The following is a 25,430-nucleotide window of genomic DNA, read 5'->3' as shown; positions in this document are numbered from 1 at the left end:
CGGGCATTTTTTATCTATCTGAAAGTTCGTTTCAATATCAATCCGTAATAAGTTCCTGCTTTGCTGCCTCCCATCCAATTATAGCATTTTTTCTATCTTCGCCATAACGATAATTCCCGATAATTCCGGAAGCCTGTATAACACGGTGGCATGGTATCAGGAGAACAACAGGATTATTACCCAAGGCCGTACCCACAGCCCTTTGAGCACGTTCATGTCCTGCTTTTAAAGCCAAATCGGAATAGGTTGTAAGTCCGCCCGAAGGCACTTTCAAAAGAGTTTCCCATATTTTCAATTGAAACTCTGTTCCCTTCAGGTGCAATTTTACCTCTTGTAATTTACCCCAATCCTGAGTAAATACAAACAAGGCATTCTGCTGTTTTTCATCTAAAAAATGCTTGTATTCAGCTTTAGGATAGGTACTTTTCAAACGATCCAACGCTTCTTCCTGTCCTTTATCGGCAAAAGTCATATAACAAATACCTTTATTGGTAGATGCAATAATGATATTGCCAAAAGGAGTATCGGCAAAAGAATAATTAATTGACAAGTTTTCGCCTCCGTTTTTATATTCGCCCGGCGTCATCCCCTCTATGCTGACAAAGAGATCGTGCAAGCGGCTTGTTCCCGAAAAACCTAATTCGTGCGTTGTGTCGAATAGTGTCGCACGGGTTTCTTTCAGCATTTTTTTAGCATGTTCCACACTTAAATACCGGACAAACTGCTTGGGTGTAACTCCAACCCATTCCTGAAACATCCGCTGAAAGTGGAAAGAACTCATATTTACATGTTCTGCAATATCGCTTAGCTTGGGCTGGGTTGTGTAATTATTTACCAAGAATAAAATAGCCGATTTCATTCTCTCATCATCTATCTGGCGTTGTGTTTCATACTTTCAAGTATTTTGCATTTCATATGCCAAAAGTTGTCTTTTAAGCTCTGTACCCCAATGATAACCCTGATAACTACCATCGCTTTTAACAATGCGATGACAGGGAATTATATAACTTACAGGATTTGCACCCACTGCCGAACCAATAGCCTGCGCACCTCCTGCATTAGGCGCCAAAGAACCATAAGTAGAAAAACAACCTCTTGGAATACGACCCAGACTTTTCCAAATATTTATTTGAAACTCTGTTCCCTTCAGATGCAACGGTATTGTTAAATGGTAGTTTCCGTTACAAAATTCGACCGCCAGCTTTTGAATATCGCTAATTTGCTCTTTAAATAACGCCTTAGGAAACCGACGAATAAAATCGGCTTTAATATCTTCATCTGCGCAACAGGTAAAACCTAAAAAACATAATCCCTTCGAAGTATTTGCAATTAACAACCTCCCTATCTCTGTTTCGAAGAATGAATATTCCACAACCTCCTTTTCATCTTCTTTAGTCCAATCTGCAAATTGAAAATTGCTTGGAGCTTCGCCAAATTTTTCCACAGGAAAAGTGCGCATTTTAACCGCATCTTTTCCGAGATACCTGACTTCGAAAAACGGATCTTCCAAGAGTTCTGCTATATTTTTAAAAGCTATCTTCATTTTTATTGTTCCCTACGTATTCAAAGTTCGTATAATTTTGAGATTAAGCAAACCCGATTCTTGCTAAATTTTGCTGTTGGCAAATTCCCAGCCAAGCAATCGCTTCTTTACATCTTTACCCCAAAAGTAGCGATCGAAGCCTCCATCGGTTTTCACTACCCGATGGCAAGGAATAATCCAAAAGATAGGATTTCTGCCGTTTGCTGCTCCGGCAGCACGGGCAAACTGCGCACTTCCCTCCAATGTTGCATACGAGATTACTTTACCGTAAGGAATCCTGATAAGTTTTCGCCATATTCCGATTTGATATGGCGTCCCTCTTAAATGAAATAATAAAAGTTTGTCGGTTTTTCCATTCAAAAAATCAACTGCTTGCTTTTGTTGCAACGTTTGCGTTTCTACCCGATTGGTGTAACTAAACCGTTTTTCGAAATCGGATAAAACATCTTCCAAGTTTCCCTCTATCAATCCGAGATAGCAAATTCCTTTAGACGTATTAGCTACTAACACATTACCAAAAGGTGTGTTATAAAATGAATATTCTATTAATAACTCTTCATCTTTGGGTAGCCAATCGTTTATTTCGATATTAGCCCAAGGCTCCGATGGCAGATTATCTATCATTCTGCTGAGGACTACTTGTTTATTCAAGCACGAGTACTCTACTTCGGGGTTTAAAATATCTTCCGCGATATTTTCGTATGAACGAGCTATTTTCATTTCTATTTTTATGCAAAAATAATTTCTTCTTCAAACATGAAGGTATAAAAAATAACCCTGACTTAATAAAAAGCCAGGGTATATATCAGTTTTATTATATAGTGAGGTGTAGTGTAGGATTAGAAGTTCCACTTCATTGGTTCGAAAAATGCTTGTGGATGCAAACACGCCGGACATGTTTTCGGCGCTTTTTTACCGGTTAATACATAACCGCAATTACGGCACTGCCAGTCGATAGCCTCTTCACGAGAGAACACACTGTCTTTTTGTATTCTGTCGAGCAAAGCTTTGTAACGGTTTTCGTGCATTTCTTCAACTTTCGCAATCATGCGATACATTGTTGCAATTTCTTTAAAACCTTCTTCTTCGGCAATATCGGCAAACATAGGGTAGTCCACAGCCCACTCTTCGTGCTCGCCTGCAGCGGCAGCAATAAGGTTTTCTTCGGTTGTCCCTATTTTCCCTGCAGGATAAGAAGCGGTTATTTCAACCATTCCTCCTTCCAGAAACTTAAACATACGTTTTGCATGTTCTTTTTCCTGATCGGCAGTTTCGAGGAAATTTGCTGCAATTTGCTCATATCCCTCTTTTTTAGCTACACTCGCAAAAAATGTATAACGCATTTTTGCTTGAGACTCGCCTGCAAACGATGTTAACAGACACTTTTCGGTTCTAGTTCCTTTTACACTTTTTTCCATGTTCAAAAAAATTATAGTTTCACAGTACAATCAACACAAAAATAATAAATGTTAATGATTTTCAAGGTTTAAATAAAATGATTTCCTACCTTTGTGTATTAAAAATTTATAAGCAAAACCGCTTTTCGGGGTTGCTAATTAGATATATTCTAAATAAAGACCAAGTTATCTGCCACAACCGACTATCAAAGAAGCCTTTGTGACAAGTGTTTAATGAGTTAAAATTTGTTATTCGCTCAAAGCAATGAAAACTAACATTTTAAAAGAATTTATGCCGCAGTTTTTCATATCTGTGAAAAGCTACAGTAAAGAAAAGTTCGCGTCCGACCTTATGGCGGGCCTAATAGTAGGTATTGTTGCCTTGCCTTTAGCTATTGCTTTTGGTATTGCATCAGGAGTTACACCCGAAAAGGGGCTGTTTACTGCAATTATCGCAGGGTTTATTATCTCTTTTTTAGGTGGTAATACGGTGCAGATAGGGGGCCCGACAGGAGCTTTCATTGTTATTGTTTACGGAATTATCCAGCAATACGGCATAGGAGGGTTGGCCATAGCCACTTTTTTAGCGGGACTTATGCTCGTGCTTATGGGCGTGTTGAAACTGGGTACCGTTATTAAATTTATCCCCTACCCTATTATCGTTGGGTTTACAAGCGGAATTGCAGTTACTATATTTTCGACCCAGATTAAGGATTTACTTGGTATGGATATAGATAATATCCCTTCCGATTTTCTGGCTAAATGGGCGGTATATTTCAATCATCTCAATACCATTGATTGGTGCACCTTTGCCGTGGGCGTAGTTAGCATTCTTATAATTGTTGGTTCAGCCAAGATAACCAAAAAAATTCCGGGATCGCTGATTGCGATAATTGTTATAACGATTATTGCTTATATTTTAAAAAGCGTGTTTCAAATAGACGGCCTCGAAACCATTGGCGACCGCTTTACTATAAACGCAGAATTACCCGAAATAGAATCGCTCCCGATTACTATCGAAAGTATAAATCTGCTTTTTCCGTCAGCCTTCACAATAGCTATTTTATGTGCTATCGAATCGTTACTTTCGGCAAAAGTTGCCGATGGTATGACCGGAGCGCGCACAAATTCGAACACCGAGCTTATAGCACAGGGAGTAGCAAACCTTACCGTTCCGTTTTTTGGCGGAATTCCGGCAACGGGTGCTATTGCCCGTACTATGACAAATATAAACAACGGAGGGCGCACACCTGTTGCGGGTATGATACACGCCGTTGTTCTGCTTCTCATTTTGCTGTTTCTTGGCGATTTAACAAAACATATACCAATGGCGTGTCTGGCAGGGGTACTTGTTGTTGTTTCGTACAACATGAGCGAATGGCGTACATTTAAGGACTTGCTTAGAGGTCCTAAATCCGACGTTGCTGTTTTACTTACAACCTTCTTCCTTACCGTCATTTTCGACCTGACAATTGCCATCGAAATAGGTCTTATATTGGCAATCTTCCTGTTTTTGAAACGGATTATGGATACTACTCAGGTATCGGTTATGAAAGATAAACTTATTTTGTCGGAAGAACCTGACAGCGAAGGAAACGAAGATGGATTGACCCTAAAAAAAGGTATCGAAGTTTATGAGATAGATGGTCCTTTCTTTTTCGGGATAGCAAACAAATTTGACGAAAGTATGCGTATTGTAGGCGAAAAAGCAAAAGTAAGAATCATCCGCATGAGAAAAGTCCCTTTTATGGACTCTACCGGTTTGCACAATCTCGAAACCTTATGTATAAAATCGCAAAAAGAAAACATAAAAGTCATATTATCGGGAGTAAGGCCCGATGTAAGAATGACTCTCGAAAAAGCCGGATTCTACGAAATAATAGGAAAGGATAATATTTGCGACAATATAAATATTGCATTGGCAAAGGCTAATTCGTTTCTGGACGAAAACAATCAATAGATATTACCCGAATAAAACTTTAGTATATTATTTCATCATATTTATCTCTTTATTTTTAAGACATTCGCTCTGCTACAATTGCCCCAAATCAACAGGCAACAGTTGTTGATATGTATTACACAAAAGCTGTCAGGTGTGTCAGGTTTTACGGTTTATATGCTTTTTATCGCATTGTGAATTGCGCCTAATTCTACATTGACAGAATAAGTATTCTGTTTAATTGTACTCTTTTACTGTTACTGCGCGTGATCGAAGATCACTTGCATTCCTTTTGCCCTATGCCGCAAAAGGAATCAAAAAGGCATTTTGCGGCTATACCTTCTTGGGGACAGCATTGCAGGCTTTGTCCGTCGAAGCTAAGGCCGCTCTCAGACAATGCTTCGCAAAAAGGACCGACCTCGCCGTATGTGCGGGGTACCCGCTTAGCGAAGTGAACGCCCGGAACAAAAAGCTGTTTGAGCATAGCCTGACTTAAAAGTCTGCACAATATTCTGTGCGAGTTATTTTTTGTTCAGTGAACAAGCTAAACAGCGGGTCGCACAACAGGCGCAGTCTTGATTTTGGTTCGTTTTGCATCAAGGCAAACAACGATCGAGGAGCGGAGGCGACTCAAAATTAACGAAGGCAAGCATCGGTAAGATGCGCGGCAGTTAATTAATAAGTATAATTAAAAAAAACGATAAAGCTGTCAGATGTGTCAGGTTTTATAATTTATATGCGCTACAGCACATTATAAAAGAGAAGCTATTCTACACAAATAGAATTACAACAGATTAGGCGTAAGGTTATAAGTGTCCGAAAATTGCTGTATCTCCGAATAAGGAGAAAAAAACGAAGAATAAAATAACTCCCCGTTAATTAGTATCTTTATAATGCAAAAAACAAAAAACTGTCAGAATTGTCAGGTTTTATAAAAATAAACCAGATATTTGTTCGTTTGTTATACATAGGAATGTTCTATTGGAAACATACCTAAATGAGTAAAATGAAGATAGAAATAAATAACAACGACAGAGAAAAACCTATAACCCGACAAGCATGCTCAATTTGATGAAGTGTGCGATTAACCAGATTAACCAGAAAAATGAAAATTTATAAATACATACTGCTTTTATCAGTAACATTGTCAGCATTTATATCATGTATCAACGAAGATGAAGATTTTTCGTCCGACCCTAACCTGAAAATCGAATTTGTTGCCGATACCATAAGCTTCGATACTATATTCACTACTTTCGGGTCGGCTACAAAACGCATAAAAGTTTACAACCGAAACAGCAATAGCCTGACTTTTAGCACCATTGAACTTATGGGAGCCGGAGAATCGGGCTTTCGGATAAAAGTGCCACCTTACAGTGGCGACAAGGTTCACAATGTAGAGCTACTGAAAAAGGATAGTATGTATATACTGATCGAAGTTACTGTTGACCCCCAGAATTCTGACAGTCCCTTACTCATCAGAGACTCTATAAAATTTGAATACAACGGAAATATAAAATATATGCAGCTCGAAGCCTTCGGGCAAGATGCATTTATTATGCGTGGCAATATAATAGAACAAGATACCATCTTTACAAGCAAAAAACCCATTATAGTATTCGACTCGCTCGTTATAAACAAAAATGCGACTGCCTATTTCGAGCGCAATACACGTTTGTTTTTCCACGAAAACGCAGGTGTAAAGGTTTACGGCAGCATTAATGTGCACGGAACGCTCGAACAACCTGTGACATTCAGAGGCGACAGAACCGATTGGTTATTTTCTACTGTCCCCTACGATCGTATTCCCGGTCAGTGGCGAGGCATCGAAGTCGATTCGCTTAGCTTTAACAACCATTTCGAATACTTTCATTTAAGAAACTCGGTAAACGGAATTGTTTTTAAGCGATCGAACCTGTCGGAACAAAAAGCAATATTCATTAACTCAATTATTCATAACACTTCGTCCGATGGCATTTATGCTCAGAATTGCAAGATCGAAGGCTACAACTCGCTATTCTCTAACTCGGGTGCAACAGTAATGAAACTAATAGGAGGTGACTATTATTTCTTGCATTGCACATTAGCGAACTACATGGAGTGGCGAAGACTCGGTTCGAGCCGCGGACCTGCTTTAACAGTTGGCAATATAAACGACAATAAAGAAGCTGCCCCCCTTATCAGATGCGAATTTGTAAACTCTATTATCAGCGGAAAAGGTTTCGGACGTCATTTTAAGGAACAAAAAAGCCCCAACACGTCAATAATATTCAACCGACTGACAAGCAACTGCCTGATAAAGGTAAACGGAGAAGATGACGCAATTGACGTCAACACTGTTTGGAATGTAGATCCCGAATTTAAGGATGTGGATAAAAACAACAACTACTACTACAACTTCGAACCGGATTCGATATCTCCGGCAATCAACAAAGGAGACAGGTATAAAATAGAAACTTGGACTACCGATATGCTGGGAGTATCACGTATTTCGGACGAAGGACCGGATATAGGCTGTTATGAATGGACTCCGACGGTACCTTAATCAGAGGTTGATACTGATACAAAAAAGTATAGACAGAAAGAAAGCCGACATTGATGTGTATTTAAGATACGGATCGAGCAAACGGTTTTCTTTTGTCTTGAAAATATCGAACAATATTTTTATAAACAACAGAAAAACAACAAAGTACAAACAATTATACCAAGCATCGGTATATATTACATTGTAGAAAACAAAGCAGGCAATGCCGCCAATAGTTAAAAATGCGTGGTATTGTTTTGCTTTCTTCAACCCTAGTTTAATAGCTATTGTTATTTTGCCCGATTTGCGGTCGTTCTCCATATCGCGCATATTATTTACGTTTAACACCGCCACGGTAAAAAAGCCCAAACCAAGAGCCGGAAGCCAAGGCTGAAAAACAAATTCGTGGGTATGAAGAAAATAAGTACCAACAACCGACACCGGACCGAAAAAAACAAACGAAAAGATGTCGCCCAAGCCTCTATAACCATACGGATTTTTTCCTGCCGTATATTTAATAGCTGCTATAATACAAGCCACCCCAAGCAATAAAAACAGAAGAATCTGCTCGATGGGCATAAACTGCGATGCTATGTAAATGAGGCACAACCCCGTGATTGCGGCAATAACGATAGCAATAATTATGGCAATCTTCATTTGCTTGGGCGAAATAGCACCGCTTTGAAGCGAACGTTGAGGGCCAACCCTTTCGCCGGTAATGTCGGTTCCATGTTCAAAGTCGCCAAAATCGTTTGCCATATTCGACAACAACTGCAAAACAGTAGCCGTAAGCATTGTTAATATGCATACGGCTACACTAAATTTTCCTGACGAATAAGCTATTCCGCTTCCACACAAAGCTGTAGCAACAGCCAGAAACAATGTGCGTGGGCGAAGTGCCGAAATCCAAGATCTTATATTTGCCATTTTGAGCTGCAGACTTGTTCTTCTTTAAAAATTGTAGGCAAGTCCTATACCTAATATCTCTTTAAACTGAACACGAGGACCTTTAGGGTTACCCTCATCGTCTACATATTTAACATCGTCGTCGTATTTCAATGTAGTATTTATGCTTGCTGTTAGAAATTTATTAATCTTCATATTTATCAAAACATCCCATTCTACATCCACATTTCCGAAAGAACTATCATAAGCAGTAAAAAAATCGGCTTTCGATATAAGGGTTACGTTTTCCATCAATGTTTTTTGAGCCTTTAATTTTAAATAAGCCCCCATCTCTGCTCTAAAATGATCGCCCGGATCGACACCAAATGCACCCTTATTCGATAACGAATCGTCGGTAACAAAGGTTAATTTTCCTGCTATTGGCGAAAAATATGCCGAATAATTATCATTCGGACGATACTCGGCACCTAACGACAGGTTTGAATATCCCGGAGCCATAAACCTCGAAATATAATTATCCTTATCGGGATATTTATAACCTTTGGCAAATTGCGACTTAAAGTCTGCCATTGCAGTATAATACCATTTATTATCGGTAGAATAACCGATTTGTGTCGAAAGCTCAATTTTATCGGTAGACTTCTGAGTGCCTTGCGATTTTGTATTTGTTAAACCATATTCTAAAGCAAGATTATTTACCCAAAGCCAGTTTCCTCTTTTGTGAGTCAGCGACCCGTTAAGATAAGCGTTTCCGGCTAAAGAGTTCTCTCCTCCCGCCGACCAACTTGATAATGATGTTTGTGAGAAATTCAGCCCGGCTACCCCTTTCAGTTCCCAAGGTTTTACTTCTTTTTTATCTATATCCTGAGCAAACCCACTCACTGCAAATAAAGCTATTGCCATTAAGGTAATAATGCGTTTCATAATTAAATTAAAATATTTTGATTTTTATACTATAAGAAATATTTTTAGTCTTACAAAGTTTCGTAAAAAATTACATTCAAACCCCAAAATGCCATTGTTTTCAACCTTAATTGCATTTTTATATAAAATTCGTTCAATAATTTTACGCAAATATATTGCATATTTCGGAAATATGCTCTACTTTTGTCACGCTTTTAAAAACAAAAGCTAATTCTTCCTTAGCTCAGTCGGTTAGAGCATCTGACTGTTAATCAGAGGGTCCTTGGTTCAAGTCCAAGAGGAAGAGCAAGAAAATGAAGCAGTTACGAAGATTCGCAACTGCTTTTTTCTTTTGTTGCCAATGAAATTTGCCAGTTAAAGGATAGCTTAACTTTTTTGCCAAAATTTGCAGTGATTTTCTTCTCCTCTTTTAATGTCTCAAAAAACTAATCGCATATTTATAATTTATTAAATCGTTTGATTAAATATTTACATTTACAAACGAAAATCGACCTATTTTTAACAAAGCCGATGCTCCGGCTGTTTGGCTTTCAGTTTATTCATTTGTTCCTGTAGCTTCTGCTTTTTCTGGTTGTATATATCCAAATGTTTCCTTGTCAGGTCAGCTGTTTCCTGTGGAAAATGAAGTTTAGAAAACTCCATCAGTAACAACAAAGCATATTTTGATGCTGACGGATTCCCTATATTCCGAATGATAAAATCACGCTTAATTATAAGGATTTGTTCCGGAGTCGCTCCTTTCATAATCTTATATTTTTCTTCATCCGTTAAAGATCGTTTCTCTTTATTATCTATTCCTATTAAAGGATAATGCTTCCAGTTCAGGCTGTCGAGCATCATAAACAGCAATATTCCTTCTTCAAAAGCAGAAAATGCAGGTGTTGATATTTCAAGGGATTGCAATAACTGCATAATTTCTTTGGCTGTCCCTTTTGTAACATTCTCTTTATTCGCCTCATCTTGTCGGATAAGCTTTTCTTTCGGGTCTTCGGTCTTCTCTTTTGGGTCTACACGGGCATAACATAACTTGGGGTTATTATCGCCGATATAAACGACACGTCTGTACTCTCCCGACTGCACCTTTGCTTCAATTTCATCCATATCCGAGGCATAGCCCATATCATCAATTGTATACTCCCCCATTGCTATATTGAATTCTTCTTCTGTTGAAAAATCAGTTCTTTCCGGTTTTTGAGGCTTTTGGGGATATTCTTCGGTTTTAATAGCTACAACTTCGATCCCTTGCTCCTGAAGGCTATTGTTGACTTCATCGTTCAACTTATCATAAGGAGCTATACAAATTGCCAAGTGAGGGTATTTCTCTGATGCGGCAACACAAAAGCTTGCCGTGTATTTATTCTTTTTAGCCAGCAGGCAGTCCCCGTTTGTACAACGTCCGTTCTTAGTCGGGAATAGCTCATACAAGGCTGTATTAAACTGGCTGGATTCGCATTCGCTTTTATCAAAATTGAACTTGGTAAGGTCGTTTGTATATAAACGTTCTATCCGCCCTGTAAAATCTTTTACTCCCAGCTCCTTCCAATTCGTATTGTCATCATGGATGAAATGCTCCTTGTATATATGCTTCTGGGTACTTTTCGCATATTTAGACAATTCAAAGCCTATTCCGATAGCGATTTCTTCATTATCCAACAATACTTTGAACTCATCTATAATATTCTGTAACCTTAACCTGTTGCGTACATACGAATCGCTTTTCCCGGATTTGGTGCACACATCCTCAATAGTATAATTACCCGAATCCAGGAATTGCTGGAAAGCATCGGATTCTTCCATTACAGACAGGTCTTTGCGTATAATGTTTTCGGCCAAAACTATTTCCAACACTTGACTATCGCTGAGCTGCTTTATTATAGCGGGTATTGTTGTTTCTCCATTTAGCAGATATGCCCGATACCGCCTTTCGCCATAAACTATTTCATAGCCATTATCTTTCTCCCGCAGTGCTATGGGATGTAATAAACCGTGCTCTCTTATACTTTGAGCAAGTTCTTCCAGTTCTTCTTTATTAATTCTTTTTCGTTGATTTAAGGGGTTCGGAGTTATTTTATCCAAACCAACCAATAATACGTCATCTGCTTTCATAAGTTCATTTTTTATAATGTTATTTTCTTTGTTATCGTTGTCTATATCTGAATCGAGTCCCATGATAATGATTTCAGCGGGATATTTCAATCCTTCCACTTTCTCCCAATGCTGACAGTTAAATCTGTTCAATGCCGACATTAGCTCTTTCGAATGATTTTTATCAAGATAGCCCGAGGGAATCATAAATATGGCTTTTCCGTTTTTTGTCAATACTGTTTCTAACCACAACGCAAAGCCTTTCATGAGCTGTTTCTCAAACGGCGGATTAGCAACAATTAAGTCCCAACGTTTTTCGCTGACTTTATCCATGTAGTCGTATTGATAGAACTTTGCCTGCGGATATAAGATACTGCAAGTGTCCACGAGTTCAGAATCAATATCGAATCCTTCGACTGATAGGCCTTTATCCAACAGGTATTTCGTTATCTGTCCTATCCCACAACAAGCATTCAGCACTTTCAAGCCATCGGGTATGAAATTGTTATTTTTATATAAAAAATGTTCTTTAGTTAGAATTATTTCTTCTCTATTTTCTAAGTAGTAATACTTGATTCGAATATCCACCGTATCAATATAAATAAAATTATAAATATTTTTTTTTAAAGTATACTCTTGTGCATTTTCTACGATAGGCATAAATACAATAATTGAAGCATTACTTTGTATATTTGTTAATTCATTAGTATGTTTTCGCATCAATGAATCCTCTGAAATATTTAAAGATTTATAACTATAAGATAGTTTATATGTACTTAAACTTTTTTTTACTAATGAATCAATTATCTGGTTTTTATTTATTAATTGATAATAATCATTAATTCTGTCTATATTTTTATATTGTCCAGCTATATGAAAATGTATACAGCACATCAGACTTATAATAAATATCTTTTTCATATCATATGATTAATAGTTTATTTTATTAGAAAATAATATGTTCTTTCTCGACTATTTAAATCTTTCAACCAAAGATTTTCCTCTCTGCCTAAAATTTTTGTTTTACCACTTCGATAAAAGTCAACTCCTCTTGCATTTATAGCATGTCTTATCCCATCTCGTTCGTAAACAATAGTGATATTTTGATTATTATCAGTTACGCTTTGCACGAAAGCTACATTTCCTATATCATCTACATTTAACACTTCATTTTCAAATCCTTGTTTGGCAATAAAATTACTGTATGATTCTTTGTCTTTATTTAAAACTACGCCAACATCTTCTTTCCAGTTTGTACTTTTCTTAAAGTCTTCAAGAGTACGTGTTCCTCCTTTAGATTTTTCCAATTCAAATAAAGTTTCAGGAATACAAACATTCTTACCTGTAACAGAAACACTTTTAATAGAAAGTCGAGAAGAAAAATATGGTTTCTCAGACGTAAAAAAAGACCATTGAGTTCTACCATCCATAACCTTCTTTCCCCACCAATAATTTAGCCCATTCTTTTTTGACAACTGATATCCGGAATTTGCTCCTTGGGCAAAACCTATACCTGCGTTAACAGCCCATCCGTCAAAGAATTTATTACCCGAAATCACATTTGCTACTCCTTGTGTGGTTACATTTATTCCTGCTTTAATTTTTCTTTATATTTTTCATAAGCATCTTTCTCCCAAAACCATTTTTTCTTTAACAACCAATTGGTCGAATCTATACGGTTTTCTAATGGATGAAATGAATAATTATCATCATTCAGGTGCACTGGACAAATTTCTTTAAGTTCACTAATTGAAACTATTAAAAAATTACGATTTGTAATAGGTGCTCCGTTTTCTACAGACTCTTTAGGTATAAATTGACATTTAATAGTGTCCCCCATTATAATATAAGTGCCCCATCCTACAGGATATAGCCCATCTTTGAATGATTCATATGGTGTTCCTGTTGAAGAACAGCACACTAGGCCATCTCTATAAAACATTATGCACGAATAAAGAGGTATCTGGGTTTTATGTGAAGGATACAATTGAAGTATCGGTTCATTACTTTTATAATAGCCATCAATGTCAATTAATGTATCCAAGCTAGTATATTTTCCATCATATTTATAAATGAATCCTGATGGCCTAAAAAAAACAGATAATACAGTACAAGTCTGTAAAGTAGATACTGATAATATTAATAATATAATTTTTACAATACTTATTTTCATAACTAATACAACGAATTTGGCATATATCTGCCTGATTGATAATAAATATTACTATAATTTCCTAATTGGAAATTTCCAGAACTCATAGCATCAAAGCCCCAGACAATGAATGGTAACTTTAAATGATGGAATCCATTTTGGAAAAAGTCGCCGAATTCAGAACGATTAAGTCCTACTCGGGTCATTCCATATTTAGTCTTCTTCCCTATATAAAGAGGACTAGATAGTTGGTATCCATCTTTATATGTCCCATTTTTATTGTTAAAAATATTTGATCCATTATTATTATAATCTCTATTTTCATAATCAACAGGATCAGTTGTATATACGTTTGTACCTACTAAATAGTTTTTATATCCTAATTCCGTAGCATTACTTCTGAATCTGTCTCCATTTCGGGCAAGTACATCGTTTTCCCATCGTAAAGACCAATCACCTGCTCTTGCTCCTATTGTCCCTGTTCTTTGTGTACCTCCTTGCATATACCAATTATGATGATAGGAAAATCCTCGAGTGCCATCATCGTACGAAGCTCCGAGAAAAGCATTTCCGAAACCTTTGCCTTGAGAACTTAATCCCGCACTCAAAGTCCAGTCTCCAATTCTTTGATGGGCACTTATTCCTGCTCCGAAACGGAAGCCTCCTCCGGCCGAAGAGCTAATGCCTGCTGTCATCATAGCTACCGGATTTAATGAAATTCCAAAACCAGAATTACCAAATGGTATATTCGCAGAAGGAATTACGTGTGACAGAGCTGTATTGGCGGCAAACATAGCCCCATACTTTAAAGCTCCTGCGGTAGAAAAATGTTGAAATACATTGCCCATTGACGATGCGGGAGAAAAACCGGCTACCCCATATCCAATAGTAGCAGCTGCAGCCGAAAATGCTCCGGAATATACAGCCTTCATTCCCCAATTATTGGTGGTCATTCCATGCCCTACATACCCCGATGCAAAACCTATTGCCGCAGGTATCAACCAAAACCATTCACCAGTATACTTGAGAGGATTGTTAAGAATACCTGTTTATACAATTTAAAGATCGCAATTCTATCTAGCTATAATTACATCATCCTTTGAGTAGCTTAAAGCGCCTGTTCACTTGCAAAACCTGACATTTCTGACAGAAATAATTTTATTTTAATTCACATTTACTTTAAAACACAAGGACTTTTATCACCATTCAATGACACCATTTAGATAACGATAGCGGTAATTATCCTTATTATTTTTATCCATTATAATTTTCATATACTCATCTAATTCATATGTTTTTTCTTCCCAAATTTGATATAAATATATCTTTTCATCCATATCATTTTGAATATATAATATTGTATATGGTAAACGAAAGCTCCTTAATATATACTTAGGATTGATTTTTATTACTTTTTTATATCCAGATACAAATTTTTTTACATATCTATCTCCTATAAATTCATTCAAAAACGGATAAATCTTATTATTAGCAAAGCTTATATGATATTTTATTTGCCATTGTTCATCAAAAAAAATAAGTGAAAAATTATATTCATTTGTGTCCAATTTTATATAATCTTCTGTATATATTGATGTTGAATCAATATCTATATTTAAAGTGAATACAACTTCTGTTTTAGGTATCTTGTCATTTTTCCATTTGTTATAGCACCAAATTATATCATCATCCGAATCAAATTTACAACATTCTTTTAAGCATGCTTTTTTTATATATGTAATAGAATCAAGCATTTGATAAGATGCTTTTATCTGCTGAAATATATTTTGGGTATTGCCATTAAAAACGCATATCCAACTAATAATTATAACATATAATAGCTCTTTCATATGACGATTTAGTATTTATTTTCTTTATTATCCAAATTATTTAGCATATAATAAAACAAAGCTTTTTCTTTTTCAGTTAATTCATTTTTCGAAATTCGCTCAAATTTCATTTCTTTTTTTCTATATTTTTTCTTTGACTTATTTAGTGGATAAACCGGTTCTAAGAATTCGTCAGGATATTCTATTATTAAATTCTCATTCTTCAATTTATATTTCACTTTTTTAGTTTTCATAAATCTTGTTAAGGGATAAAAATAGATTTCTGCTCTTATTGTATAATTATTTTTCACAAAAACAGACTCAGTATAATTCTTTTCGTCAGCAAAAGAAAAACTTATATAATCATATCTTAGCGTATCTGGTATTTGATTCTTTTCTAGATATTTTGAATTTTTATGAATCCAATTAATATGTTTATCTTGAATAAATTTGATAGGTAATGAAAATATTCTCTTTTGATTTTGCAAAACGCCATCACCTATCGTTTTTGAAAACTTAATATTATTAATTGAATCATAAAATACGACAAACGGATTTCTAACACCCAATAATAAACTATCTTTTTTATAATAGGGAGGCATATAAGCTGTATTTTCTATAATGAGTTTTGTCTCTCTATCTTTATTTTCTAAAGATGATTTAATTGTCCCATAGTTTATATCAAGTATAGGAATATGACATATATAGTTATCTGCAAATTTACCTGCATATAAATAATACCATCCTCTATCCATAATTAAAAATAATGTACCTTCTTGTATTACTACCAGATCATTCTGCTTATGACTATTACATCTATATACTTCAGGTTTGATTATTTGGGAATATAACCCACAATTAAAAACCAATATCAATAAAATAATATTTATAATTCTCATACTAACAGTGATTTATTTAAATATAGAAAATGTATTAAATTCAAAAGGTAAATTATCATTTAATAGATTATACTTCATATTAATATCTGCATTTCCTGGATCTCCTACATGAATTTTGAAATATTTCCCAGGTACATATTCTACTTTTTTCAGATACATCCTGTGTGGTAAATATTTGCCATCTCTCTCGGAATAATATTCTTTTACTCTTACATGCCCTTTATTATAACCCTCTTTGTGATATTTTGCTAACTTTTCATAATCTATACCTATTTCAGAGTGTTTTATTCCGAAATCACGATAAACTTGGTTATAGTCAAGATATTCTTTACCATCTTCTCCTATTACTATATATGATTTCAATTTTTTCTGCCAATCTTCTGAAGACATTATTTTCGAATGAGTTGCGCCAAATGACATACCATCACAATCTATTGTTTCAAGAAGTTCCATATCTACATATTCATATTTTAAAACAAGAGGATTGTTAATATTAAAAAAGGATTTTTGAGTTCTCCTGTATTTCACTTCATTTCCCCACCAATAATTTAGTCCATTCTTTTTTGACAACTGATATCCGGCATTTGCTCCTTGGGCAAAGCCTATACCTGCGTTAATAGCCCATCCGTCAAAGAATTTATTACCCGAAATCACATTTGCCACTCCTTGTGTGGTTACATTTATCCCCGCATGCAATGCTCCATTTGGCATTATGCCTGAAACATTCAGACCGCCAAAATATTGCGATACACCAATGGTTGCTGCCGTTGTTACTGCACTAATAGCAAAACTCTTAAAAAAGTTACCTCCTTCAAATTTAGCAGAGAATCCGGCATTCAAACTATTAAAGATTATAGGGCCTGCAATTGCCATCCAAAATAATTCCCCACTCGGATCCGTATACTTTAACGGATTGTTCAAACAATACGAATAGCGATTGAAATTCTGGCTCAAATCGGGCATTTGTACATAAGGGTCGGGCGACAGGAAGCGAGAGAGCATAGGGTCGTATACCCGTCCGTTCATGTCAATCAGGTTAAACTCCGGTAGATGCTCATGACCCGTGTAACCCCGATGAAAAGCAAATGTATTGTTACTTATAGTCTGTTTGCCCCATGCATCGTACGAAGCCTTGAACACTTCCGTTCCGTTACCTTCGGTCAGTTTAACTATACTCCCCAAATGGTCTTTATGTACATAGTAGATTTTTCCACTAGCAGCAGTTCCTACATATACAGCCGCCAAGCCATCGCCTGCGTAAATATAATGCAATCGGGCAGACATGCTGGGAGATCGTGTATCTTGCACCAATTCGGTATTTCCTGCATAATGTACAGTTCTGGTAGTTCCGTTTTGTCGTTTTAATATACTTCTGCGTCTTTGCTCTGTTGCCCCATAATCTATATTTAAAGAATGGGACTTTTTAATTGAACTGCCGGGCGTCTCTTTTATTTGCGAAACCTTATTAAAACCGTTATACAAAACCTCTTGCTGCGTATCGGGTATCATACTGTCATCTTCAACCGACTGTAATGCATGGGGTTTGGATGACAAGTAGCTGTATTGTCCCAGTCCCGTTTTAAAATCGATATTCCCATTGGCTTTATAATCCATCTGCATAACAACAGAATTGTTGTGCTTAACTGTAGTAAGCCTGTCCAGATTATCATAGGTAAAAGATTCGGTTTGCCCTATCATACCCGTGCGTGAGGTTAAATTACCCGTCGTCCCATCAAACGTATAAGTCATATTATGAAGAGTGGAAGAACCTATAACTGATTTCTGACTGGTTAAAAATCCCTTCGTATTCAGTGTTCGTGTGGAAGTGATTATTCCTCCCATCTTCGATTCTTTAATTAAACCTGTGTTATTTGTCAACTCCCATATATCCTGCGTTCCGACTGATACCTTCGCCAGATTCCCGTAAGCATCGTATTGCCTGTCAACCGATGGACCACCCGAGTAACCGATATTACTTAATTGTCCCAAATCGTTATATGTATAAGTAGAGGTAAAAGATGATGCTCCCCCGTTTGATTTATCATAAAGATAATCGATTTTTCTTAACATACGTCCATATTGGTCGTAGCTATAACCAAAATAACTATACTTATCGCCACTACCAACTTGTACCTTACTCAAGCGTAACAAGCTATTGCCCGATGTACCATAGGTATAGGTTGTTGTAAGCCCGTCTGTGACCGACGAAGTTAGCCTACCTAGCGCGTCATACACATTGGTGGTTGTTTTACCGGCTCTGCTCTGTTGGGTAACCCGCCCGGCAGCATCATATATATAGGATGTAGTTCCGGCGTTGGGGTCGGTTAATGTCTTTTGGTTTCCTGTATCGTAATATGTCATCGAAAGAGTAGCTCCTCCTGTTGTTATAGTCTTTGGTTTTCCTAACGATGCATAAGTGTAACTGACGGTAGATACAGGATCGGTAGATGTTTTTATATTCCCCCATGCATCGTATGTTTTAGTATATGACCGTCCATTGGATGTAACCGTATTTGTGCGGTTTCCATAACCGTATGTTTCTATCTTTCCGGTACTGCTTGTAGTACGCTGCAAACGCCCTCGTGTGTCGTATGCATATGACATCGAAGTTGTAAGATTCCCTCGCTGGGAAGTTTCATTTACAAGTTGATTTTTAGTGTTATATATCTTCGATTGTTTTATGCTTATATTTTTAGCCCCTATAGTCTCAATTTCCACTTCGCGTCCATAACTATCATACCATGTTTTCACCCAGGGCTTACCGTCGCCTTGAACTACTGAGAAATAACTTTTACTACTATAACTACCACTGTTAATACCCCATCCCGAATGAAAAGTTTCTCTTCTTCCATCCGCATAAACGGTAGATACAGGGTTTCCCCAATTATCGTAGGTATGGGTAGTTGTCAGTATATTAGTACTGCTGGTCTCGTCTTTTTCAGTCAGCACATTCCCCCATGTGTCGTAAGTGAATGTAGCTACCTCCGATGCCGGAACAGTATAGGTTTTAGTTACAAATCGCTTTGTAGCATCATATTCGGTATACTCGATCAACGGTTCATTTGTCCGTGTTGTTAAAACATTACCAAAGATATCGTATGTATAATAGGTCGAAAATGGCAAAGACGAACCATAATTTTCAGTGACCTGTATCGGGTAACCGTAGGTGCCATTGTACAATATATATTGTTTTTGAGTAAAAACACTGTTTTCGTCATCATGTTTCTGTGTCGTGGTTATCAGTCGTGGTTTATATGTGCCTCCTGCCAATACATGGTTGCCGTATTCTACCTTCTTATACATGTCTTGATTATGGATATAGGAACTTTCGGATGCCAGATAGCCATAATCTGTATTATAAGCATACGAATTAAATACAGTATTGTTATACTCATCTATCTTGGTTACTTCACGAGGATAATAAAAGTATTTTTTATTTCCCTTATCTACTGCTGTAAAATATGTTTCGGTTTCCCCTGTTTTAATTCTTGATTCTGTAGTTTCGGTGTATACTGTCTCAGGCAGATAAAAGTTATTGTCAAAATAAGTTTTCGATTCAGTTGCTACATCATGAGTTGTATTATATATTTTGCTATAGAACATACCGAGCATACCCTTTCCCTGCAAATGAACTTTGAGGCCTCCGTATTGATAGGTTGTGGTTACCCCTTTATCTTTTACCATATAAACAGTATGGATAGGTAATTGATAGTTTGCTACAGGGTATTGAGCATTAGAATCACCATCTTTCTGTTTTGTGTATACAATGTCATTGGCAAGTGTAGTATATGTAATTTCGGATGTGGCCCCATAGCCATCTGTAATCCGCACCACTTTACCCTGATTTGCGTCATAGTTATTGTTATACAACCTCCATTTATTAGTAGTTGGAGAATCTCCTACGGAAGAGGCACAATCGTATCCATAATTCATTAGTTGCAATTGCCCCGTTCCTCTGAAATCTCCTAATACATAACGAGATGCTTTCGCATGATATTCTTTGTTAGAAGTTCTTGCCACTATTTCCGTAAGTGTATTTCCTGTCGAACGCATCCAATGAGTATTTGTAGTAACAATAGTAATAGGAACATTTGTAGTACCCATTGTAGTGTTGTACATAGCTTTGCTTATAACAACATCCGATTTTCCATCAAAATCAAAATCATAAACTAAGCAAGTGAATTTATCATTATCTGCACTTGTTCCCTGATCGAAAATTTCCAAAGTACAGGCTAATGTTTTAGTAAATGTACCGTCCCCGTTGTTTAAAGCGAAATACCATTTATTTTCGTACGAGGCATTCATTATAAAATCAGACAAGCCATCTCCATTAAAATCCCCATCACGTATCATCCAAACGTTGCCGATGTTTGTTCCTGCGGTTTTATTATTGTCGGAAAGAGTCGTAGGCGATATCCCGTTTCCCTGATTCCAGAAAATAGTATACCCACCATTGTAGAAAACCAACATATCGTTTAATCCGTCTCCGTTGTAATCGGATATAAACATCTTTTCAGGTGTAGATGGTATCGTCAAATTAATTTGATGGCTACTGAAATTAGCTCCCGAAAAAGTTGTTATTTTACAAATATATTTATCGGTATTTTTTTCCTTTTCAATAAAAATAACATCAGTCTTTCCATCGTTATTCATATCTCCGGTTGCATAAACAGGCATCTGGCGGCCTTTACTTATTGCGTGGCTAAAACTTGATGGTATAGTGCGTTGGGAATTAAATAATACGAATTCAACAACTTCTGCATTCAAATCTGTATATAATGTAGGAACCAGAATTTCATTTATTCCATCACCGTCAATATCAATTGGCGAGAATCCCTGAAAATTACAATAAATACTTGTGCCTAGAAGCCATGACCTATCATATGTAAATCGGATCTCTCCGTTTTCATCCAATGAAGCACAATATGCACTGGCACTAAATATACCTTCATATTGATATATACCAACCAAATCAGTCAGTCCATCGCCGTTCACATCCATTGCCGTAAAAGTCTGGTCATCAAAAGGTTTATTATGAAAAGGGTTGTTCTGTACGCTGGGTATAGTTGTAGAGGTTGAAGAAAAAGCGGGCAAATATTCCCAATTCAGTTTTGTTGGCTTGAGTGCCTGTCCCTCGCTGTTCTTTATTACAATATCTGTTAACCGGGAGAATTTTGTACCTCCGGCATCTCCCGTAGTGTTATAAACAAATTCATAAATGCGATATGTTTCATTTCCTGTTTTTGATGTTATGCTTTTTAACCGTCGTGATACAGAACCTTTAATTCCTTCCATAACAAAAGGCATTACATCATTACGGGATTCATAATTAAAGGTAACAGTATTTTGAAGGCTATTTGTTCCGTTTTTATTCTTTCCGTAAGTTATTGTATTAGGGTATACAAAGTAGTTATTTTTTGTATATGTGTAATCTATATAATTCCCCAAAGGGTCTTCTGCATAGCTTAAATACCAAGCATTAATCCTCGGAGAGCCATCTATGCTATAAGTTTGCCTAGATGAAGAAGATGTGCCTAAACGATATTTCATTCCATTTGACGATTTTACTTCAAACCAAGTGCTGGCAGTAGAACTGTTATATGCTCCATACACGGTTACGGTTGTAAACGGGTCGGCTTCGGGTGAATATACCGCTCCCTCCTGTCCGGCAGTTCCCGAAACCAGGATTAACCGTTGTCCATCTAACATATAAGCATCATCAGCATGGTATGTTATTCCTTTAGCCTCACCATCATGATAAATGGTTTTCGGGGTACGGCTAATAACCGAAAGCCCTGATAAATTACAGCCCCATCCTACCAGACCGTTACCACCCTGGCTATTATATGCGATTGCTAAAGACGGTTGCATACCGCCAACACCTAATGAAACATCGATAGGCATCGAATATGTTGCGGCTCCTATATTCGAAACATTTAATTCTCCGTTTAAAGAACCGACAGCCTCTGTTGCTGTACTGGATAAATCCGGATTAACGGGGTAATTAAAATCCTGTCCTTGTAGAACACTTAAGGAGTTAACGATATTAAATACCAAGTAAAAGAATACAAGTAATATATATTTGTGTTTCATAGCTATTTTAATTTAGAAGAAGGATAATCTGTCTTTATTTATTGAAAACAATGCTTTATACTAATGCTTAATGATTTTCCAAGTGGAAATACTATTGCCTATTTTGATATTTAACAGGTAAACTCCCGGATTTTGCGTAGTTAAGTCAAATTCTGTTTTCTGATCTGCTCTTATAGTTTTTTTACTTATTAATTGATTATTGCCTTTTATTAAATAAACTTCACCTACCATTTCTTGTGGTACATTGTTTATTTCGACAGCAAGTTGTCCATGGGTCGGATTTGGATAAATCAATATGTTGGCATCTTGTAGTTCATTATCGATTTGGTATTCAAATGTTTCTTCATAAACAGTTTCTTCTTGCGATTCTCTATCAAATGCAGCGGATCGTAAACCGGGTGATGTTTCAAGAACTATGCTACGACCTATCCGGTTGCCTGAGGCATCATAAGAATAAGAAATCTTCTTATTTTCATAAACCCCTATTTCTATAAGCCCCCAGAAGTTCTCATCCCTATACTCGGGATATTCGGGCAGGAATACTATCCGCATTTTTCCGTTTGGGTACAATGAGCGGATTATACCTGTATCGTTACCGGTTAGGGTTGTTTGCAGGACAGCATTTCCCAAATTGTCGATGCTGTATACATATATACCGTCCCAATACTCCTGTATATCTACATAAAGCATCAGAAAAAGATGTCCTGTAGTAACTACATCTATATCCCACACTATTTCAGAGTCGGAACACTCATATTCGAATAAACCAAAATTTCTTATAACCGACTGTGCCTGTATTGATATTTGAATACAGAAAGTAAAAAAGCAAAGAATTATTATTTTTTTCATAATCAGATCATTTTAGGTAAACTAGTAGAATTGGGAAATTAATAAAGATAAAAATCAACCGTATTTATGAGAAGTATTCCAATTCATATTACTTTGGACTACTTTTTTCTGCAATTTTATTTACAGTAGCTTTCTTTACTTCCCTGTTATATTCCAGTTTGGCTTTTTGTTCTTCGGTCAAAAGCGTATCAATACCCTCCCGATAGGAACGCCCAACTTCACTTAAAGATTTTTTTTGATCTTCGGTTAACTTTTTTTTGCTATCGTTCTTTACGTCTCCCAGTATCTTTTTTCTTTTAGCCAAATACTCTATTGTATTTTGTCGCATCAGAATTTCCTGCTCTGCAGTCAAGGTTATATTTTGTTTCCATATTTCGATAACCTTATCTGTTGATTGAATTAGAGTTATAGAGTCATTATTTTGTATCTTTTCAAAGTTAGAGGCCCCGAAATTTTTTCCTGTGATCAGGAACAATATTCCTATCAATAAAAAGTAAAACTTGATTTTCATAATATTCTATTCATGGATTAATTAACTTAATTATTGCAAAATATAAATATTATTTAATATACAGAACTAATTGCTTAAATATTTTCCTTATTTTACATTTTCCTCTGATGATTACAGCCAAAACAGAGTTAGTTAGAGTTGAAGGATAATGATATTTTTAGAAAAGGAGGAAAATCGTAATAAAGGAAAAAACTTTTGAGCAGATGATACAATGATTTGCTTGTTTTACAAAGGAAGTAAAATAATACAATGTGGATCAATAATCGGGATTAATCAGCTATCTAAAGAGTCCCAAAATTGAGAAATAGAAAATACAAATAACTCATCGGTCGGGAATCACCCAGCGGAGAGGCCACTCCTCCCGACGAACGAAAAATTACAATGAATTATTAATGTTATTTGTTGTTTGACTATCGTTATTTTCTTTGAGTTTTTGAAGCCCAAGGTTTATGATTTTTGGTGCTCCCGATCTCATCCATGTATCGAGTTCCTCCAGATCGAAACGAAGGGAATTCCTGACGCGGATTACAGTAACCAAAACGGAAGGACAACCAAATGCAGCGTTGTGATTAGCTTTCAAATTAGTATATTAGCTGAGGATATACAGTATGAAAATATACTTGACCCATTATTGGATGGTTGTGATTAGCTTTCAAATTAGTATATTAGCTGAGGATATACAGTGATGAAAGTAAAAGTGATGAATGGATTGAAGTTGTGATTAGCTTTCAAATTAGTATATTAGCTGAGGATATACAGTAAGAAGAACAAAGGTTAAATGATGAAAAGTGTTGTGATTAGCTTTCAAATTAGTATATTAGCTGAGGATATACAGTATTGCTGCAGCTTTGGCCTGTTCGGCAACGGTTGTGATTAGCTTTCAAATTAGTATATTAGCTGAGGATATACAGTCGAAGCAGAAAGAGAGGCAGTAGAAACAAAGTTGTGATTAGCTTTCAAATTAGTATATTAGCTGAGGATATACAGTTCAAGTAGTATAGTGCTAAATTAACTAACGGTTGTGATTAGCTTTCAAATTAGTATATTAGCTGAGGATATACAGTATAAAAAAATCAATACATTTACAATATAATGTTGTGATTAGCTTTCAAATTAGTATATTAGCTGAGGATATACAGTATTATCAAGTAAGGTGTGTATAGCTTTTTAGTTGTGATTAGCTTTCAAATTAGTATATTAGCTGAGGATATACAGTAGGGGTATTTTTAGGAATGGACGACACACCGTTGTGATTAGCTTTCAAATTAGTATATTAGCTGAGGATATACAGTATTTTATTGGAATGGAAGAAAATAAAAAACGTTGTGATTAGCTTTCAAATTAGTATATTAGCTGAGGATATACAGTACAAACCCTCATGTCAATGTGTGAAAACTGGTTGTGATTAGCTTTCAAATTAGTATATTAGCTGAGGATATACAGTGTAAGTGGAAAAAGTCTCAAAAATCGACTAGTTGTGATTAGCTTTCAAATTAGTATATTAGCTGAGGATATACAGTATAAATCTACTAGAGTAATAACTACTCTAGGTTGTGATTAGCTTTCAAATTAGTATATTAGCTGAGGATATACAGTTTATCAAGTAAGGTGTGTATAGCTTTTAAGTTGTGATTAGCTTTCAAATTAGTATATTAGCTGAGGATATACAGTCTACAAGAGAGAAGCGAGAGAGTAGGTTATGTTGTGATTAGCTTTCAAATTAGTATATTAGCTGAGGATATACAGTCGAAAAAAGAATGTGAAAAAGCCATAAGAGGT

The 25,430-nt window shown here is 36.2% G+C and carries 17 protein-coding genes, 1 tRNA gene and 1 CRISPR repeat array (1 of these 19 running past the window's edge); of the genes, 3 read left to right on the top strand and 15 right to left on the bottom strand.

The features are described from left to right. Positions 1–37 precede the first annotated feature (37 nt). The 4 genes from D0T53_RS10320 to rbr all read right to left on the bottom strand — a co-directional run bounded on the left by D0T53_RS10320 (position 38) and on the right by rbr (position 2,961). The gene (locus D0T53_RS10320; protein ID WP_163267580.1) at positions 38–859 is read right to left on the bottom strand and encodes a methylated-DNA--[protein]-cysteine S-methyltransferase; all 822 of its coding nucleotides are present in this window, start codon (positions 857–859) and stop codon (positions 38–40) included. Positions 860–895: 36 nt separating this feature from the next. After that, positions 896–1,543, bottom strand: a complete 648-nt coding sequence (locus D0T53_RS10315) for a methylated-DNA--[protein]-cysteine S-methyltransferase (RefSeq protein ID WP_163267578.1) — start codon at positions 1,541–1,543, stop codon at positions 896–898. A gap of 63 nt (positions 1,544–1,606) precedes the next feature. After that, positions 1,607–2,263, bottom strand: coding sequence for a methylated-DNA--[protein]-cysteine S-methyltransferase (locus D0T53_RS10310; protein ID WP_163267576.1), 657 nt, complete (start codon positions 2,261–2,263; stop codon positions 1,607–1,609). Between the two features lie 119 nt (positions 2,264–2,382). Continuing rightward, a complete protein-coding gene (gene rbr, locus D0T53_RS10305) occupies positions 2,383–2,961 on the bottom strand; it encodes a rubrerythrin (protein ID WP_163267574.1) in 579 nt (192 codons plus the stop codon). A gap of 244 nt (positions 2,962–3,205) precedes the next feature. On the opposite strand from rbr, the gene D0T53_RS10300 reads away from it, so the two are divergent. Beyond that, a complete protein-coding gene (locus D0T53_RS10300; RefSeq protein ID WP_163267572.1) occupies positions 3,206–4,900 on the top strand; it encodes a SulP family inorganic anion transporter in 1,695 nt (564 codons plus the stop codon). A gap of 1,084 nt (positions 4,901–5,984) precedes the next feature. Further along, the gene (locus D0T53_RS10295) at positions 5,985–7,424 is read left to right on the top strand and encodes a choice-of-anchor Q domain-containing protein (RefSeq protein WP_163267570.1); all 1,440 of its coding nucleotides are present in this window, start codon (positions 5,985–5,987) and stop codon (positions 7,422–7,424) included. On the opposite strand, the gene menA is transcribed toward D0T53_RS10295, so the two are convergent. Both menA and D0T53_RS10285 read right to left on the bottom strand, forming a co-directional pair. Further along, positions 7,425–8,330, bottom strand: a complete 906-nt coding sequence (gene menA, locus D0T53_RS10290) for a 1,4-dihydroxy-2-naphthoate octaprenyltransferase (protein ID WP_163267568.1) — start codon at positions 8,328–8,330, stop codon at positions 7,425–7,427. It lies immediately after the preceding gene. A 24-nt stretch (positions 8,331–8,354) separates the two neighbouring features. Further along, positions 8,355–9,233, bottom strand: a complete 879-nt coding sequence (locus tag D0T53_RS10285; RefSeq protein WP_163267566.1) for a DUF3078 domain-containing protein — start codon at positions 9,231–9,233, stop codon at positions 8,355–8,357. A gap of 212 nt (positions 9,234–9,445) precedes the next feature. On the opposite strand from D0T53_RS10285, the gene D0T53_RS10280 reads away from it, so the two are divergent. Beyond that, positions 9,446–9,519, top strand: a tRNA-Asn gene (locus D0T53_RS10280). Between the two features lie 212 nt (positions 9,520–9,731). Here D0T53_RS10280 and D0T53_RS10275 read toward each other — a convergent pair. The 9 genes from D0T53_RS10275 to D0T53_RS10235 all read right to left on the bottom strand — a co-directional run bounded on the left by D0T53_RS10275 (position 9,732) and on the right by D0T53_RS10235 (position 23,651). After that, on the bottom strand, positions 9,732–12,038 hold the full coding sequence (locus D0T53_RS10275) for a ParB/RepB/Spo0J family partition protein (RefSeq protein WP_221411527.1): 2,307 nt from the start codon (positions 12,036–12,038) through the stop codon (positions 9,732–9,734). A 218-nt stretch (positions 12,039–12,256) separates the two neighbouring features. Next, on the bottom strand, positions 12,257–12,877 hold the full coding sequence (locus D0T53_RS10270) for a hypothetical protein (protein WP_163267562.1): 621 nt from the start codon (positions 12,875–12,877) through the stop codon (positions 12,257–12,259). A gap of 26 nt (positions 12,878–12,903) precedes the next feature. Then, positions 12,904–13,491 (bottom strand): hypothetical protein, encoded by a 588-nt coding sequence (locus D0T53_RS10265; RefSeq protein ID WP_163267560.1) that lies wholly within the window; start codon positions 13,489–13,491, stop codon positions 12,904–12,906. A gap of 2 nt (positions 13,492–13,493) precedes the next feature. Continuing rightward, positions 13,494–14,471, bottom strand: coding sequence for a polymorphic toxin type 23 domain-containing protein (locus tag D0T53_RS10260; RefSeq protein WP_163267558.1), 978 nt, complete (start codon positions 14,469–14,471; stop codon positions 13,494–13,496). A gap of 198 nt (positions 14,472–14,669) precedes the next feature. Then, a complete protein-coding gene (locus tag D0T53_RS10255; RefSeq protein ID WP_163267556.1) occupies positions 14,670–15,320 on the bottom strand; it encodes a hypothetical protein in 651 nt (216 codons plus the stop codon). A gap of 8 nt (positions 15,321–15,328) precedes the next feature. After that, positions 15,329–16,198 (bottom strand): hypothetical protein, encoded by an 870-nt coding sequence (locus D0T53_RS10250; RefSeq protein ID WP_163267554.1) that lies wholly within the window; start codon positions 16,196–16,198, stop codon positions 15,329–15,331. Positions 16,199–16,210: 12 nt separating this feature from the next. Further along, on the bottom strand, positions 16,211–22,291 hold the full coding sequence (locus D0T53_RS10245) for an FG-GAP-like repeat-containing protein (protein ID WP_163267552.1): 6,081 nt from the start codon (positions 22,289–22,291) through the stop codon (positions 16,211–16,213). Positions 22,292–22,351: 60 nt separating this feature from the next. Next, the gene (locus D0T53_RS10240; RefSeq protein ID WP_163267550.1) at positions 22,352–23,140 is read right to left on the bottom strand and encodes a T9SS type A sorting domain-containing protein; all 789 of its coding nucleotides are present in this window, start codon (positions 23,138–23,140) and stop codon (positions 22,352–22,354) included. A gap of 88 nt (positions 23,141–23,228) precedes the next feature. Continuing rightward, positions 23,229–23,651: a hypothetical protein gene (locus D0T53_RS10235; protein ID WP_163267548.1), complete on the bottom strand. Its 423-nt coding sequence runs from the start codon at positions 23,649–23,651 to the stop codon at positions 23,229–23,231. Between the two features lie 562 nt (positions 23,652–24,213). Continuing rightward, positions 24,214–25,430: direct repeats of the CRISPR family, unit length 46 nt; unit sequence GTTGTGATTAGCTTTCAAATTAGTATATTAGCTGAGGATATACAGT; it runs 1,185 nt beyond the window's last position.

The organism is Dysgonomonas sp. 216 (genome assembly GCF_010501065.1).
In the GTDB taxonomy this organism is placed as follows: Bacteria; Bacteroidota; Bacteroidia; order Bacteroidales; family Dysgonomonadaceae; genus QVMM01.
Note: the sequence above shows the minus strand (reverse complement) of the source record. Positions and strands in the feature narration are given on the sequence as shown.